The sequence below is a fragment of the Vibrio tasmaniensis genome (assembly GCF_024347635.1).
Classification (GTDB): domain Bacteria; phylum Pseudomonadota; class Gammaproteobacteria; order Enterobacterales; family Vibrionaceae; genus Vibrio; species Vibrio tasmaniensis.
Window position 1 is genome coordinate 2,126,155 of record NZ_AP025510.1, and the last position, 16,395, is coordinate 2,142,549.

The 16,395-nt window shown below is 44.3% G+C and carries 13 protein-coding genes; 6 read left to right on the plus strand and 7 right to left on the minus strand.

The window, feature by feature from the left end; genetic code table 11:
- Positions 1–112: 112 nt before the first annotated feature.
- From OCV44_RS09555 to OCV44_RS09570, 4 genes are all read left to right on the plus strand, one after another.
- Positions 113–682, plus strand: a complete 570-nt coding sequence (locus OCV44_RS09555) for a PilZ domain-containing protein (RefSeq protein WP_139684504.1) — start codon at positions 113–115, stop codon at positions 680–682.
- 6 nt (positions 683–688) lie between these two features.
- Positions 689–4,150 (plus strand): transcription-repair coupling factor, encoded by a 3,462-nt coding sequence (mfd, locus tag OCV44_RS09560; RefSeq protein ID WP_139684503.1) that lies wholly within the window; start codon positions 689–691, stop codon positions 4,148–4,150.
- 63 nt (positions 4,151–4,213) lie between these two features.
- Positions 4,214–4,981 (plus strand): peptidoglycan binding protein CsiV, encoded by a 768-nt coding sequence (locus OCV44_RS09565; RefSeq protein WP_139684502.1) that lies wholly within the window; start codon positions 4,214–4,216, stop codon positions 4,979–4,981.
- A 151-nt stretch (positions 4,982–5,132) separates the two neighbouring features.
- Complete coding sequence (locus OCV44_RS09570; protein WP_139684501.1) at positions 5,133–5,678, plus strand: GNAT family N-acetyltransferase; 546 nt, start codon at positions 5,133–5,135, stop codon at positions 5,676–5,678.
- Positions 5,679–5,791: 113 nt separating this feature from the next.
- Here the strand turns inward: OCV44_RS09570 and OCV44_RS09575 are convergent, their stop codons facing one another.
- From OCV44_RS09575 to hinT, 7 genes are all read right to left on the minus strand, one after another.
- The gene (locus OCV44_RS09575) at positions 5,792–7,081 is read right to left on the minus strand and encodes an NAD(P)/FAD-dependent oxidoreductase (RefSeq protein WP_139684500.1); all 1,290 of its coding nucleotides are present in this window, start codon (positions 7,079–7,081) and stop codon (positions 5,792–5,794) included.
- Between the two features lie 480 nt (positions 7,082–7,561).
- Positions 7,562–8,101, minus strand: coding sequence for an alpha/beta hydrolase YcfP (ycfP, locus tag OCV44_RS09580; RefSeq protein ID WP_139684499.1), 540 nt, complete (start codon positions 8,099–8,101; stop codon positions 7,562–7,564).
- A 96-nt stretch (positions 8,102–8,197) separates the two neighbouring features.
- A complete protein-coding gene (locus OCV44_RS09585) occupies positions 8,198–9,064 on the minus strand; it encodes a phosphotransferase (protein WP_139684498.1) in 867 nt (288 codons plus the stop codon).
- Between the two features lie 164 nt (positions 9,065–9,228).
- Entirely contained in the window at positions 9,229–9,819 is a 591-nt protein-coding gene (lpoB, locus tag OCV44_RS09590; RefSeq protein WP_009847157.1) for a penicillin-binding protein activator LpoB, read from the minus strand.
- 142 nt (positions 9,820–9,961) lie between these two features.
- Positions 9,962–10,345, minus strand: coding sequence for a YcfL family protein (locus OCV44_RS09595; RefSeq protein ID WP_139684497.1), 384 nt, complete (start codon positions 10,343–10,345; stop codon positions 9,962–9,964).
- Positions 10,345–11,736 carry a COG3014 family protein gene (locus OCV44_RS09600; protein WP_012604412.1) on the minus strand — a complete coding sequence of 464 codons (1,392 nt, stop codon included), beginning with the start codon at positions 11,734–11,736 and terminating at the stop codon, positions 10,345–10,347. Before OCV44_RS09600 ends, OCV44_RS09595 begins: the two co-directional genes overlap by 1 nt.
- Positions 11,737–12,250: 514 nt before the next feature.
- Positions 12,251–12,601: a purine nucleoside phosphoramidase gene (hinT, locus tag OCV44_RS09605; RefSeq protein WP_139684496.1), complete on the minus strand. Its 351-nt coding sequence runs from the start codon at positions 12,599–12,601 to the stop codon at positions 12,251–12,253.
- 275 nt (positions 12,602–12,876) lie between these two features.
- Between hinT and OCV44_RS09610 the strand changes: the two genes are divergently transcribed.
- Together OCV44_RS09610 and OCV44_RS09615 are read left to right on the plus strand one after the other, a co-directional pair.
- The gene (locus OCV44_RS09610; RefSeq protein ID WP_139684495.1) at positions 12,877–14,868 is read left to right on the plus strand and encodes a methyl-accepting chemotaxis protein; all 1,992 of its coding nucleotides are present in this window, start codon (positions 12,877–12,879) and stop codon (positions 14,866–14,868) included.
- A 197-nt stretch (positions 14,869–15,065) separates the two neighbouring features.
- The gene (locus OCV44_RS09615) at positions 15,066–16,232 is read left to right on the plus strand and encodes a DUF1887 family protein (RefSeq protein WP_086049734.1); all 1,167 of its coding nucleotides are present in this window, start codon (positions 15,066–15,068) and stop codon (positions 16,230–16,232) included.
- The last annotated feature ends 163 nt before the right edge of the window (positions 16,233–16,395 follow it).

The window sequence follows — 16,395 nt, forward strand, 5'->3', positions numbered from 1 at the left end:
AACCTTGTCAAATAGCCAAATTTCAAACAACTATTTGAGACTTTCAATTAACTGACCTTGATTACTGCGGCCACATAGCGATAATCAATAGATCACTTCAAGGAACTAACGCATGACAGAACAAGAGTTTTTCACCGTTCACCACAGCCTCACCGCGAATATTGAACCAATGGACAGCGGCTTCACTTTACCTTCTCAAATTCAATTCGAATCTGAGATCCCAGCCCCGTTTATCGTGGCAAGTGAATTTAGCCAATTGGATCTACTTGCTGACAGCGCTCGAGCTGAACTGAAAAACAGCGACTTGAAGAATGTCATCAGTTTGTTGGATGCACAAAATTCAAAATTAAACCTCTTGTTGAGCTTTATGCTATCGCAACAAGATGATGAACAATTTCGTACCCATACGTATTCATTTGGCGCGAGTCAGTTCTCTTGTTTTTCGAAAACAGATATCGAAGCGGGTCGCTTAGTTAAAGCCAAGCTCTTTATCGAGCACCCTGCCGCGGCTATCTACTGCTACGCGGAGGTCTTCGCGAGCGAACCTAAAGATTCAGGCTTCGAAATCAAATTCAAATATGCTCATCTTCGTGATACTGACCAAGACTTGCTGATCAAAGCTGCGCTTCATCAACAACAAAAGCTCTTACGTCAACGCTCTCTAGAACGAGATAACAAGTAAATAGACATGACAAAACAATCCATTTTTACACTACCTAAGCTCAAAGGTGCCGGTGACAAAAAGCACATCGGTAACCTAGTCGGTTCGTCTCTCGCGCTTGCTATCGCTAAACTCGCAGAGCAGCATAACAGTCATACAGTATTGGCTGTACCGGATCCACAAGTTGCACTTAAGCTTCAATCTGAAATTGAGCAGTTTACGGCACATGAAGTCGCGTTGTTCCCAGACTGGGAAACACTGCCATACGATAGCTTCTCGCCACACCAAGAGATCATTTCAGATCGTATCGCGCGACTTTATGCGTTGCCAACGCTAAAAGATGGCATCACAATCGTCCCGATCAGCACATTATTGCAGCGCCAGTCACCGCGTGACTTTTTGCTTCAACACACGTTAATGGTGAAAACAGGCGATCTCTATTCACTAGAGAAATTACGTCTGCAGCTCGAAAAGTCGGGCTATCGCTATGTTGACCAAGTGTTTGGCCCGGGTGAATACGCAAGCCGTGGTTCAATTCTCGACCTGTTCCCAATGGGCAGTAAAGATCCGTATCGTATCGACTTCTTCGATGACGAAATCGACACCATCCGCACCTTCGATCCTGAAAACCAGCGCTCTATCGAAGATATCTCAGAGATTCGCCTGCTGCCTGCTCACGAATTCCCAACCTCGGAAACGGCGAGTGAAGATTTTCGTATTCGCTGGCGCCAACAGTTCGATGCGCGCCGTGAACCAGAATCTGTCTACATGCAAGTTTCTAAAGGCACATGGCCAGCTGGTATTGAGTATTGGCAACCGCTGTTCTTCGATCACACCGAAACCTTGTTTGATTATGTTGCCGATGAAGCGCAACTCCTGATTCTGGGTGATGTCGAGACTGCCGTAGATTCATTCCTAACAGATGTTGCTCATCGATACGAACAGCGCGGTGTTGACCCATTACGACCACTGCTGAAACCTGAACAACTGTGGCTGAAGAAAGACGAGCTGTTCGCGCACTTCAAGCAGAAGCCACAAGTCAATCTGAACTTAGATTCAATAGAGGAAAAAGCGGGACGTACCAACCTTCCGGTTGTGTCTCTGCCTGATCTCAGCGTTCAACATCAGAATAAAGAACCTTTGTCTAAACTAAGAAAGTTCACTGAAGCCTTCGACGGCAAAGTGGTCTTTTCGGTTGAGTCTGAAGGCCGCCGTGAAGCACTAAGTGAATTGCTTCGAGGCATCAAAGTTCGTCCAAGCGAAGTTGAAAACCTCGACGCGGCGATTAAAGGTAAAGATAAGTTCACCCTGATCCTAGGTTCGGCTGAGCATGGTTTTATCCACGAAGAACAAAACATCGCCCTTGTCTGTGAAAGCGACCTGTTAGGTGATCGCGTTGTACAACGTCGTAAGAAAGACAAGAAAAGCGTTAACAGCGACACTGTCATTCGTCACTTAGCCGAACTTAAACCGGGTCAACCTGTTGTTCACATAGACCACGGTATTGGTCGCTACATCGGCCTGCAAACTCTAGAAGCCGGTGGCATGAAAACCGAATACGTAACGCTTGAGTATCAAAATGATGCCAAACTCTACGTACCAGTTGCATCTCTGAACTTAATCGGCCGCTACTCTGGTGGCGCTGAAGATTCCGCACCGCTACACAAACTTGGCGGTGAAGCATGGCAAAAAGCTCGTAAACGCGCCGCAGAGAAAGTCCGTGACGTTGCAGCCGAACTGCTTGATGTTTACGCCAAACGTGAGCTCAAGCCGGGCTATAAATTTGTATTAGATCGTGGTCAGTACGCTACCTTCAAATCAGGCTTCCCGTTTGAAGAAACCGATGATCAAGCAATGGCAATTAATGCCGTTATGTCGGATATGTGCCAAGCAAAAGCCATGGATCGTTTGGTGTGTGGTGATGTTGGTTTTGGTAAAACCGAAGTCGCAATGCGCGCAGCATTCGTTTGTACCGATAACAGCAAACAAGTAGCCGTGTTAGTTCCAACCACCCTACTTGCTCAGCAACACTTTGAAAACTTCCGCGACCGTTTCGCGAACCAACCGATACGTGTCGAAGTGCTGTCGCGATTTAAGTCGGCTAAAGAACAGAAATTGATCATGCAAGATGTTGCCGACGGTAAAGTCGACATCTTAGTGGGTACTCACAAGTTACTTTCTAGTGACCTCAAGTTTAAAGATCTTGGCTTGTTGGTTGTCGATGAAGAACACCGCTTCGGTGTGCGCCAGAAAGAAAAAGTAAAAGCAATGCGTGCGGATGTCGATATCCTAACGCTCACCGCCACACCGATTCCGAGAACATTGAACATGGCGATGAGCGGCATGCGTGACTTATCAATCATCGCCACACCACCAGCACGACGCTTGGCGATAAAAACCTTCGTTCGAGAAAATGATGATGCCATCGTCAGAGAAGCAGTACTGCGTGAAATCATGCGTGGTGGTCAAGTTTACTTCCTGCACAACCAAGTCGACACGATTGAAAAGACGGCTGAGTCACTGCAAAAACTGATTCCAGAAGCGCGTGTCACCGTTGCCCATGGTCAGATGCGAGAGCGAGAGCTAGAACGCATCATGAATGACTTCTATCACCAGCGTTTTAACTTGCTAGTGTGTACAACCATCATAGAAACAGGTATCGACGTACCAACGGCAAATACCATATTAATGGACAGAGCCGATAACCTTGGTTTAGCGCAACTGCACCAATTGCGTGGGCGTGTGGGTCGATCTCACCACCAAGCTTATGCCTACTTGTTAACACCTCCCCCGAAAGCAATGACCAAAGATGCCGTCAAGCGATTAGACGCCATTGCTTCCCTTGAAGACTTAGGTGCAGGCTTTACGCTAGCAACCCATGACTTAGAGATTCGTGGTGCAGGTGAACTACTCGGTGATGAACAGAGTGGTCAAATCCAGTCGGTTGGCTTTACGCTTTACATGGAGATGCTTGAACAAGCGGTTGAAGCATTGAAAGAAGGTAGAGAGCCATCGCTTGATGACCTACTGCGTGAACAAACTGAAATTGAGATGCGCCTGCCAGCACTGTTGCCTGATGACTACATCCCAGACATCAATACACGTTTGTCTACCTATAAGCGTATTGCGAGTGTGAGTGACACCGACGAATTGGCCGAGTTGAAAGTCGAGTTAATTGATCGCTTCGGCCTTCTACCAGATGCTACCAAGAACTTGTTGTCAGTTTCAGAGCTAAAATTAGCCGCGGCTTCTATCAAAGCGAAGAAAATTGAGGCTCACGATAAGGGCGGATTCTTAGAATTCTACCCAGATGCTGACATAAACCCGGCCTACCTTGTTAAACTGTTGCAATCTCAACCGCAAAAGTTTTCAATGGAAGGACCAACAAAGTTCAAGTTTACGATACCATTGGTCGACAGACGGAAACGAATTCAATTTGTTAGTGATTTATTGGGCGAATTCAGACAGAACTTGCTGCCTTCAGCATAAGACCCAATCCACTTGCACATATAAATTATCCAGCCGATAAATCGGCTGGAAGACGGAGTAAAAATGAAAAGACTGATCCCACTGCTACTATTGTTCGTCTCACTGCCAAGTTTGGCGCAGAGACAATTTGATATAGAAGTGATCATTTTTAAGCGCGCTGTTGATGCAGAGAAGGTGAACGAATCTTGGCCAAACACACAGCCTCAGATTTCACTTGAGCGCGTTGGTTCATTTCAAGATATCCAATACCGAGCAAAGAAAGGCGTACAAATGCTGCCTTACTCGGAATACAAGTTAACACCTCAGAAAGATAAGCTACGCAAACACGCAGGCTTTGAAGTTCTGATGCATACCGCTTGGCGTCAAGGTGACCAAGGTAAGAGCTCAGCACCAGTTTTCCACATTCAAGCAGGTAAAGATTTCTCTAAACAATTTAATGCCGACGGCTCTGAGAAAGGTGCAGTAACTGCATCAAATCCGGATGGTTTTCAAGAAGAGACTATCGATAAGCCGCTTTACGAGTTAGATGGCAAGCTGCAAATCTATGTTCAGCACTACCTATACGCTGAAACGACCTTGGACTTAAAAGCGCCAAGCGTTCGTGAAGTGACTCTTCAAGAGCAACAAATCGAGCTAGATTCACCCGTAAGTGGCGCCGAAAGCAACGTTCAAGTGGGCAACCTAACTGAGATTTCTCCGACCGTTGAAGTCGAAGAGTTCCTTAAGAGCTACCGCATGGACCAAAAACGTCGTATGCGCAGTACAGAAACTCACTATCTTGACCACCCACTTCTTGGAATGGTGATTCAAGTTCGACGCGTGGCGCAATAATTAGTGTAATAAGAATAGCTGAGTAACTCCGCTATTCTTATAGAGAACGGAACTTGATGCATTCAATACGCCCTCCACTGTGAGGGCGTTTTATTAGTACAGGCTATATTCACGCGGTACTTACTATCCTAGCATTTACTTGGTACGTCCTATGAGCCCTGACTTTCAAATAAATACGCAACACCTCAACCTCAAAATCATTGAAGCCTCGGACGCTCAAGAATTTGCTCAACTGGTCAAATCTTCCCCGAGTTTATTGCCATGGCTCGACTGGTGCCACGACGAATTTTCTACCGTCGAGGCCGAGAAATTCATTCTGGCGACTCGCTTAAACTGGGTGAAAGCCGATGCGTTTGGCTTTGGTATTTTCGAACGAAAAAGCGAAAAGTTAGTCGGTATGGTGGCTATAAATGAGCTTTACCACACCTTTAATATGGCCAGTTTAGGTTATTGGGTGGGTGATCCATTTCAGAGAAAAGGGATTGCGAAAGAAGCCATGCTTGCCCTATTTGAATTTTGCTTCGCAATGCTCAAGTTGACGCGTTTGGAGATTATCTGTGATACAGAGAATCTACCCAGCCAAAAGCTGATCGAGAAGTGTGGCGCTGAACGTGAAGCCATTGCTAAGAATCGCTTTATCTTTAACGGTAAACCGAAAGATGGCGTGGTTTATTCTGTGCTACCTCCAATATCTTAACAGCTTCAATTGGCTCACTACTACTGATAGCACGTAAGCGACACGATCAAAAAAGAGCTCCGAAGAGCTCTTTTTTATTATCAGCGTAATGCTATTTAAAATAGCCTAACTGATTAGTGAAGCTTTAGGTTTGGACGAAGGACACGGTTAATACGACCAACCAACATCATCAGTGATGTTTTGATTAAGCCGTGCAGTGCCATCTGGTGCATTCGGTACAAAGAGATGTAAACCATACGAGCAATACGCCCCTCAACCATCATCGAACCTTTAGTCAGGTTACCCATCAAGCTACCTACCGTAGAGAAACGGCTGAGTGAAACCAGTGAGCCTTTGTCTTTGTAGATGTAGTCTTTCAGGTCACGACCGTTCAGCTTAGCAATGATGTTGCTAAATGCGCAGCTTGCCATTTGGTGAGCCGCTTGTGCACGCGGTGGAACAAACGAACCATCCGCTTGTGTACATTGCGCCAAATCACCGATAGCAAAGATGTTGTCATCAAGCGTAGTTTGCAGCGTATTTTTGACCACCAACTGGTTGATACGGTTCGTCTCAAGACCACCGATATCTTTCATGAAATCTGGTGCTTTGATACCCGCAGCCCATACCATGATCTGTGCTGGGATCTTCTCACCATCTTTGGTCGTTAGACCGTCAGCATCAGCTTGTGTAACCATTGTCGTTGTACGCACGTTTACGCCAAGCTTTGTTAGCTCAGAATGTGCCGCGCTAGAAATACGAGGAGGTAGAGCTGGAAGAATACGCTCACCCGCTTCAACAAGGTTAACGTTCAGCTTACTTGAATCTAGATCACCAAAGCCGTAAGTACGAAGCTCTTTAACCGCGTTGTGCAGTTCTGCAGAAAGCTCAACACCGGTCGCGCCAGCGCCAACAATAGCAATGTCTACGGTACCTTGGCCGTTCTTAGCATGAAGCTTTAAGAACTGATTGTTCATTTCTGTACGGAAACGGTGTGCTTGCTCTGGGCTATCTAGGAAAATACAGTTGTCACGAACGCCTAGAGTATTGAAGTCGTTTGACGTTGAACCTAACGCCATTACAAGAATGTCGTATTCAAGTTCACGGCTTGGCATCAGCAACTCACCGTGCTCATCAGTCAACTCGCTCAACGCAATCACTTTACGTTCACGATCGATATCGTTCAGGCTGCCCATTTGGAAATCAAAGCAATGGTTTTTTGCGTGTGCGCGGTAGCTTAGCGCATCAACACCTTCATCCAGTGAGCCAGTGGCTACTTCATGAAGTAATGGTTTCCATAGGTGGCTTGCTTTACGGTCTACCAGAGTAATCTGGGCACGTTTCTTACGACCTAAAGTGCGGCCTAGCTTAGTTGCTAGTTCTAAACCACCAGCACCACCGCCTACTACGATAATTTTTGTCACAATGACAATCCTCTACAAAATGAATAAATGGGGTTCGGCTCGATTACTCCAACCGATAAATTCTATGTATCTACTCGACCTTAATTCCAAAGGTTTCGGCTTATTTGATGACTGTGATAATAAGTAACAACAGCTCACTGAGTAGTTAGAGGGATTACAAGCAACAAACATTGGTTTGCCACTTTGCTCACGTGGATGAAAAAGGTGCCTACCTGAGAGGCAGAGCACAAATTATGGGCAAGTTTTATCACTCGCTCTCAATTTTTTTTGACATTTATCAAAATATTTTGCTTTAGAACATTATATATAGCAAAAAGATGACCGCAACAAAAATCCTTACCCACAATGAGGATTCGTGACTGATTAGTTAACGTTTGCGCAAACTCATCGATAAAATCTATATGTCTAAAGCAACACTTGCCAATTTAGATAAAAAAACAGCACTCAATTGAGTGCTGCTTTATAAAATGGCTGTAATGATTAAGCGTTTTTAAACGCTTTCATTGCCTGTAAGTGTTGAGAGATCTTTTTGAACTTATGATTCTCTTTTTCGTCCCAGACAATTTCGTAGTAATCTTCTAGAGCGGAAGCTGTTTTCGTATTGTCGTGAATTTCATCTTCACGAGAAAGCACCACTAAACAACGTCCTTTGTTCTTCATACGATACTGAGCGACACACTTAGTCGCGATGTCTTCGTACTCTTCAGGACGATCAATTCGACCTACCATGTTGTTCTCAGGGTACAGATTAGGGTTGAACACCACCTGCTTAATCCCACATAAGAAACCAATACGCTCAGACCAAAAACCACCTAAACCTACACCACAAATGATTGGATGTGGATCATCGGATTGCTCTATCACTTTATGCACTTCTTTTAGCAAATGCTGCATATCGTGTTTTGGATGCAAAGTACTGTAGTTGATGAAGCGAACGTCATCATCAATGAATTGCAACTGCAGTATTTTTTCGTGATTGCCTGGGCTTGTTGAGTCGAAGCCGTGTAGATAGATAATCATTGTACCTCCCCCATTGAATATTGGTACGTTCTGATCAATCTAACACGAAAAACAAGGTTTTAAAGGGAAGAGCTCTGAAATTATATTTTTCACTTCCTAAACGTGATCATAGCTACATAAAGTGTGACTCAGAGCCTCGGCTTCACGTAGATAACTGTCATCGCCCCAAAGCTGATGAGCAAGTAAATACCACAGCATCGCCATCATTTGGCTTCTTGGTAACCATGCATCTACCCCATCAAGCCAAGGTTGGGCATCATGGATACCTCGTAGCTGACAGTACTTGTTCACAGTTTCTGTAACTGGTAATCCGGCAACAGCAATGGTCAGCGTAAGATCAAGTCTTGGGTCCGCAAGCGCTGCGTATTCCCAGTCAATGATCTTAATCCCATCTTGGTTCTTCACAAGGTTATAGCCACCGAGATCAAAATGGCACAAAGAAAGTTCAACACTTGGGATACTTGGAGCCACGCGCCACTCTTGATAAATCTTAGTGCAGGTTTCAGTCTTATGAACCGCATCAAGCTGAAGCCAGTAGTGGTCAACTCGAGCTGTATAACTGAACGGTTGGAGCGGCAGTCGCGCGGTATTAACCAGATGTACCGAGATCAGCGTCTTCAGTAAATCATCCTGCTCTAGTCCTTCGTACAACGTCTCACCCGCGATCCATTCAACTAATAAGCCTTGCTCATTGACCACTATCGGACTTGGGCCGATATCTAGGCGCTCAATCGTAGACAGGACTTGATACTCTTCATGACGAGAGATGAAGAACGCTTTAGTGATGGGGGTAATTGGACGCCAAACATAGGCGGTGCCATCGGCTAAAACCAATTTCCAACACCGATTAGTCAAACCACCAGTCAACGTCTGCGCTCTGATTGGAGGCTCAGAAAAGTAGCCATCAAGAGAACTCAAACTGGTATCAAGAAGCTTTGCTTCAGACCAAGAAAAAATCGCCATATTTACTCCCTATAAACGTTTTAACTGCCCTATAAAAAAGACACTGACTAAAAGCCAGTGTCTCTTCACTAATACCAATCACAGAAAATAACATGCACTGCGTTGACGTATGGCTAGGCCAAGTTAATAGCACACTAAGCTATTTAAGAAGCTCAACAAGCTAATTAAAAGCCCAGTAAGCTTTTCGATTGTTGCTTACGGATTTCAGTCTCGTCAGCCCATTCAATCAAACCAGACTCAAGATCCATTAAGCGCATGGTCATTTTGTAGTATACGTCTTCGTCGCTGCCCGCTTTCTTAACGATGCTTGAAAGGTTGCCGTACAACATGTATTGAGCACCAACCATTTTACCAAATTGGATTGCTGAACTTTGATTTACAAGCTCATCATTGTTTTGGAAGTTCAATTGCTCACGAACAGACTCTACACGGTCCATATCAACGAAACGGAACTTACCAGAGTTCAACATTTTAGTACTGATGGTGTCAGTGATTGACTCAGTATCGATGTGCTCACTTGTCTTATTCTTGATTCGCTCTACAAACACAATTGGACGTTGCTCACGAGTAATGTAAGACACTGAGCCAGACGCCATCATGCTATCGACCATTTCACCCGCAATCGTTTGAAGGTCAGTTGAACCAAAATCGATTGTCGTGGTTTCTACTGATTGTGCATCACCGTAGCTTACCTTGTTTGAACAACCGCCTAAAATAACCGCTAAACCTAGTAGCGCAATGACACTCTTTTTCATTTTGTTTCCTTAACTAATCACGGAGCGGGGTTACCCACACTCTTAAATTTTTGTATTTTCGAATCCTTAGACCCGTTGTTATCTCATCTTTGCTATCAAAGCTTGGATTCACACTAAAAACTAGGCTTCCCCAAACGAAAGCTTACTGCTCTCTGAATTGCACTCGGAACTGAGTTGCTTTCGGATTTACCGACACTTCCGACAACGAAATACTTTCAAAACCACGAACAATTGCTTGCTTCCAAGGGCCTTGTTTTAAATTGACCTCAAGACCGGCATCGTCGTACCAGTAAAAGCGATAAAGGATATGTTGATCGCCTTTATAGTTGCTGTTTAAACGCACGATTCCACGAGTATGACCGTCTATTTGGTCGGTACGGATATCTTCAACCTGTAAGCGGCTACCCAATACCTTATCACCAAAGAAAACGTTCTGAGTTTGACTATCTACCCTTACGCCAGCTGTATTATCAGCACAACCAGCCAGAGCCATAACCGCTGCTAAGCTCACTAACCACTTTTTCATTACAGCCTCCCTAGCTGTTTATGCCACATTGTTGCATTGTTTCCTTGTCGAGAAATCCACACCAAAGTGGTCTGCCCTTCTCGAATATCAAAGTCATACGTTTTAGCGCCCGCTTCTAACGTATATTGACCACTGTTTGCTACAAACGTGCTGGTCTTTATTTCCGCAGGTAAAGATTGCCAGCTTCGAGTGTCTGGTTGTTCCGTGAATGCATTCCAGACATTGAACAAAATGTTACCGACATCATTACCTTGAGTTGCTTCTTTACGGATGCGATCTTTCGCGACCACACGTAACGCTTGGCGAATAACAATGCTCGTCATACGTTCAGATAAATCATTCTGCGCCATCGCATTCACATCCGTAATCAAATGCTCAGACAACGGTTGCCCGCTGATTCGTAGCGCAGAAAAACGTTCTACGTTTTGGCGCGGGTAATATGGCAGCGCCAGAGAGTATATTGCGCCCTGATCGCGACTGTCATAAATAGGTAAATCTAATCGCCAACTGTCCATCGCTTGAACTGCACTTTGTTCTTGAAGCACAATTACTCGCCCTTCGCTTGCCCCTAACTTAGATGACTGTTTGTAGCGTTTTTTCAGTGTTGCTAAATCTTGTCGCATGCCTAAGCGAGCAGCTGTTGCCATGGTTCTATCGATGATTTCTTGATTCTCAGGCATGATGGCCAAAGCACGTCGATAGTCCACATAAGCGCTGTTCAGATCGTTAGATGCTTCGTAAAGCAGGCCAGACAAAAACATCAGATACGCATTTTGCACAGATTGCAGCTTTTTACCCGCATCAGGATAATTCGCAAGAATACTACCCACGTTGGCAGACAATCCTTGAGATTTTGCGTCGCTAGCAGCACTTTCTAACTCAGCTTCACGTTGTTTCTTGGCTTGTTCCTGAACTTGGTTAGCGCGGCGCATTTCGATCACCGCACCTTCTAAGTCGTTTTTCTTTAAATAATTCAAACCAAGATATAAATGCAGAAAGCCCAACTCATAATCGGCTGGCACATACTCGGTAATATTGTCATTCACAGCCAACGCGCCGACACTGGTTGCACTGTCTGATACAGAGATCACCGCTTTACTTTGCTGATCTTTTACTGCCTGATCGGCCAGTTCGAGCGACGACTTACTCTCAGGATATTTTTGATCAAGTAGATTAATTCTACCTTTTTCAAAGTTATCAAGAATGTCACCTGCTACGTAATCTGGTAACTCTTGTTGAGCCGTTGAATAATCCCCAGACTTGACTGCTTGGTAAATTTCTTTGTTTTGCGCGCTGTAATGACTGAACAGGCTCCCTGCCGACATATTCGCACAACCCGCTGTCAACGCCGATAACAGGGCAATGGAAGCGAATCTAAACTGGTGCTTCACTTATCGTCTCCGTGCATGTTTAAAATGCCCACTTTGTTAGGGTCTGCTGACCTTTCGTGGTTAAATTTTGTTCGATATAGAATCGTTTTAGGCGCGGCAAGGAGTATGTAACCTAGTCATTCTAAGTTAATACTTCTTAACAAAGCATAAAACGATTCTAGCCGAACCCTTCGGGCAGTCTTTGTGGTTCATTTCTACTGCGTTATCAGCTTCTCATGTAGGCTAGCTACACTTCAAAGCCTCTGCCTTGTAGAAATTTCCCACAAAGTGCTGCAAAAATCAGCTCGAAAGATCAACAGACCCTAGTCTCATTATCAAAACGAAACACGTTGTAAAAAGGATCTTAAGCAAGGTAATCCCTTACTTATTTAGCTCTGCCTGAGCGAAGCCGATATTCAGACAACAGATAAAACTAAAAGTTGGCATACAAACAACAAATTTTCCAACTAGCTGTTTATGTTAATTAACCATTAACGAGATCATTAACTGTTTCGTTAGCTTATTAGCCTTTTAATTAACTCATTAAAAGCGGGCCTAGCGGGCGGCCACCAACCAAGTGCATGTGAATATGGTAAACCTCTTGGCCACCGTGAGAATTGCAGTTCACAATAAGACGATAGCCATCTTCTGCAATGCCTTCTTCTTTTGCTAACTTACGAGCAACAGTAAACATACGTCCCATCATTGCTTCATCTTCCGCTTCAACATCATTCGTTGTTGGAATCAGCTTGTTAGGAATAATGAGAATATGACTAGGAGCACGAGGGTTAATATCGCGAAATGCGGTTACTAAATCGTCTTGGTATAGTAGATCTACTGGGATTTCTTTATTGATGATCTTACTAAAAATGGTTTCTTCAGCCATGTTTCTCTCCGATAAAACATTTATTTTTTAATGCTTTGAGTATGCGCTATGCCGCGTCAAACCACAATATACCTGCTTTAAAGCATAATAAAAAACACCGTTCAAATCAAAAGAAACACGCCTTATCTCTCAAGAATGCCATATTGATTATAGCTGAGGCTTATTTTTGACGTATGCGTCATAAAATGCGTAAGCCGAGCTCAATAAAATCCTGATAATTTTGTTAGTTTTATTTTGACCTGGTATTAGGTCCACATTTATTTAGGGAGAAAGTCATGAAGGGATCTGTGATCAAGCGTATGTACGCTGGTTTCGCACTGATCATCATCATGTTCGCAGTCACGATAACCATCATGATGAGCAGCATGAATCAGATACATAGTAATTTTGAGAGCGTCTCAAAAGTCTCATTGCCGCTGGTGGCGCTTTCAAACCAAACAAGTGTCCAATTACTTTCCGCCGACAAGTCATTTAAAGACTTCTTAACCACACAAAATTCTGAGCGTATGTCTGCAATGCGAACAGAGTTTGCCGCATCACAAAACGCTTTTTCTGAAGTGCTAGGTAGCCTAGAAGCAGCAAGCCAAGACAATACCTCGCTCACTGAGCGCATCACGCAATTAAGAGCAATGGAAGAACGTTACTTCACCGAAGCAGATGAAGCGATGAACAATTACATCGCTATGTTTGAGGCGCAAGAACAAGTACAAAAAGCGTCACGTGATTTCCAACGTTTACATTCAGAATTGACCGTTGGCATGAAAGAGTACGTTGCCGACCAAAAAAGCATCTCTGTAAAAGTGATGGCAAAGAGCTACTTCATTAAACTACAAGACGCCGAGGTGATCACTTCTGACGCGCTAGCAAGTTCTGATGTTGCCTTCGTACAAAAAGCCGTTAACCAAAACAAAAAGGCCGTTACCCACCTAAACTACGCGTACCGTGGCTTAGCGACACAATTGCCTGCGATTAAAAATGTTTTCGATGAATCGGTTAAAAACTTCACCAAAGACGTGGGACAAAAAGGCGGTGTTTTAGATAAACATAATAACTATCTGAAAGCGAAAGAAGCCTTGTACATCAACATTGCTAACCTAGCCGTTGAGGTCGACCAAGCAATGGCGGTGCTGGATTCTTTCAACGTCACAGCGGAAGAGCAACTCAACTCATCATTAGCAGATGCGAGCAGCATCTACGACAACGGTCTATTCAAAGCGATCGCAATTGGCATTGTTGTCACCGTATTCGCTGCAGCGATTGGTTACCACATTGCACATAGTGTAAGGGAGCCACTCACGCGCATCCTCGGTACATTAGAAGGCCTGACTGAAGGCGATATGACTCAGCGTATAGATATTCGATACGACAACGAATTTAGCCGAGTAAGCCGTCACATCAATACCTTAGCCGACAACCTGCACAATATTCTGGTGAAACTGAACGACGCTTCGGATGACCTAACCAATACTGCAAGCGTAAACCAAAAAACCTCTTCTGAGACACAGGCTCAATTGAACAACCAGCGTGAACAAACGGCAACCGTCGCAACGGCAATGACACAAATGTCTCATTCGGTACAAGAAGTAGCAAACAGCGCACAAAGCTCATTAACTATGGTTCAACAAGTAGAATCGGCTTCTGAATCAGGTCGTCAGGTCATGAACACCAACATCAGTACCATTAATCAACTTGAGGTGCGTCTGACTGAATCCGTGGGTGCTGTAGGCGAGCTACAACAGATGAGCAGCCAGATTGGCTCTATCCTCGATGTTATTCGTGGTATTGCGGATCAAACTAACCTACTTGCACTCAACGCAGCAATCGAAGCCGCGCGCGCAGGTGAACAAGGTCGTGGATTTGCTGTCGTCGCTGATGAAGTCCGAGTATTGGCACAAAAGACAACTCAATCAACATCTGAAATCGAGACAATGATCAGTAACCTACAATCAAGCTCTAAAACAGCAAGCAATGTGATTGAAAGCTGCATGAGTGATATGGATATGTCGGTTGAGCAAGCTTCAAGTGCTAATAGTGCTATGGAAGAGATTCAGGCATTGATTCTAGAAATCAGTCGTATGAGTACGCACATTTCTCAAGCCGCGGCTGAGCAGAGTGAAACTTCGGGTGATATCGCGCGTAACATTGAAGACATCAACCAGATTGCTGATAAGAGTTATCAAGCGATGTCATCAATTGCAGAGGCAAGCCAAAACCTAACAATTCTGGCAAACCAGCAAGGTGATTTAGTTCATCAATTCAAACTATAAGTAAACGAAGAACCAATAGATATTCACCTAAAATGTTGGGATATCTCACCCAATAGTGATAACTAATTGAACAAGGGCAACTTTTATCAAGGGTTGCCCTTGTTTTTTATGAGCTTTGTCATTATATGATTATAAAGGCTTGCTGCTTCCCGTTTTTTCTTTCACCTTTATGAGCGAGCCGCTATTAAGGAATTTATATGGCTGTTCATGTTGGCATTATCGATCAAGACCCCATTCGGTTGATCACACCACTACTCGACAACCGAACGATCAGCACTCACATCGTGTTCATCGGTGACAAAAATCAAGTCAGTATCTATCAACGCTTAGACAGCGTTTTGAAAAAGCGTGATATTACGAGTGAATTTTTCGAGATTCCAACTATCGTAAACACGTCTGTAATTAAAGAATCTATCCAAACCCTTGCCGAAGACCTCAAGGCTCGAGGTCAAGAAGTAAAACTCAACGCAAGTTGTGGCCTTCGTCACCGCTTACTTTCTGTCTACGAAGTATTTCGTACTTACCACTGGCCAATCTTTGTTGTTGAACCTAACAGTGACAAGCTGTGCTGGCTTTACCCGAATGGTAAAGAAGACGCACAAGTTCAAGATCGCATCACTATCGATGACTATCTAACGGTATTCGGTGCTCGTGGTGAATTCAGCGATGTACAGCTGTCTCCACAGCTCGACCAAAAGCTTTATGAACTGGGTGAACGCTGGGCAAGTAATGCATTAGAATTAGGCCCAGGCCTTGCTACATTGAACTACCTTGCAACCACCTGCCGTAAAGAACAAAGGCTTGATGTGGGTTTGTCTGAGAAGCAACAAGGTTATCGCGAGCTGAACATGCTATTGAGCGATTTAGTCGAAGCTAAGATTGCCACTTATGACAATGGTATTTTGACGTTTGCCAATGAAGACGCGCGACGCTTCTCAAACGGCGAATGGCTTGAAACACTGGTTCATAGCACCGTTAAGCAGATCCAAGATGACATGCCGACCATTCAAGATCGCTCTTTGAATGTTCAGGTTTATCGTCAACTCGGTGAGCGTGAAGTTCGTAATGAGCTTGATGTTGCCTCTGTAGTGAACAATAAGCTGCACATCATCGAGTGTAAGACCAAAGGTATGCGTGATGATGGCGATGATACCTTGTACAAGCTGGAATCGCTTAGAGACCTTCTGGGTGGCCTACAAGCACGTGCCATGTTAGTGAGCTTCCGCCCTCTTCGTCATAACGACATCACACGAGCCGAAGATCTTGGCCTTGCATTGATCGGCCCTGACGAATTAAAAGATCTTAAAACACATCTCGCGGCATGGTTTACCGCCGCCGGTGGTGATGAAGACTTAGAGTGCTAATTTAAGAAACTCGAACATATCGAATTCTCAAAAAACTAAAAGGCGAATGACCGTTTAAGTCACTCGCCTTTTTTGTACCCGTAACTATTATGCTAATCGTAGTAAATGACTTATATCCACTACCCCGCCCGTATTGACAAGGTCTAAACTATACAGCATCTAG

Coding starts and splice junctions, on each gene's coding strand:
- OCV44_RS09555 (WP_139684504.1), top strand. CDS start 113: ATGACAGAACAAGAGTTTTTCACCGTTCACCACAGCCTCACCGCGAAT.
- mfd (WP_139684503.1), top strand. CDS start 689: ATGACAAAACAATCCATTTTTACACTACCTAAGCTCAAAGGTGCCGGT.
- OCV44_RS09565 (WP_139684502.1), top strand. CDS start 4,214: ATGAAAAGACTGATCCCACTGCTACTATTGTTCGTCTCACTGCCAAGT.
- OCV44_RS09570 (WP_139684501.1), top strand. CDS start 5,133: ATGAGCCCTGACTTTCAAATAAATACGCAACACCTCAACCTCAAAATC.
- ycfP (WP_139684499.1), bottom strand. CDS start 8,101: ATGATTATCTATCTACACGGCTTCGACTCAACAAGCCCAGGCAATCAC.
- OCV44_RS09585 (WP_139684498.1), bottom strand. CDS start 9,064: ATGGCGATTTTTTCTTGGTCTGAAGCAAAGCTTCTTGATACCAGTTTG.
- lpoB (WP_009847157.1), bottom strand. CDS start 9,819: ATGAAAAAGAGTGTCATTGCGCTACTAGGTTTAGCGGTTATTTTAGGC.
- OCV44_RS09595 (WP_139684497.1), bottom strand. CDS start 10,345: ATGAAAAAGTGGTTAGTGAGCTTAGCAGCGGTTATGGCTCTGGCTGGT.
- hinT (WP_139684496.1), bottom strand. CDS start 12,601: ATGGCTGAAGAAACCATTTTTAGTAAGATCATCAATAAAGAAATCCCA.
- OCV44_RS09610 (WP_139684495.1), top strand. CDS start 12,877: ATGAAGGGATCTGTGATCAAGCGTATGTACGCTGGTTTCGCACTGATC.
- OCV44_RS09615 (WP_086049734.1), top strand. CDS start 15,066: ATGGCTGTTCATGTTGGCATTATCGATCAAGACCCCATTCGGTTGATC.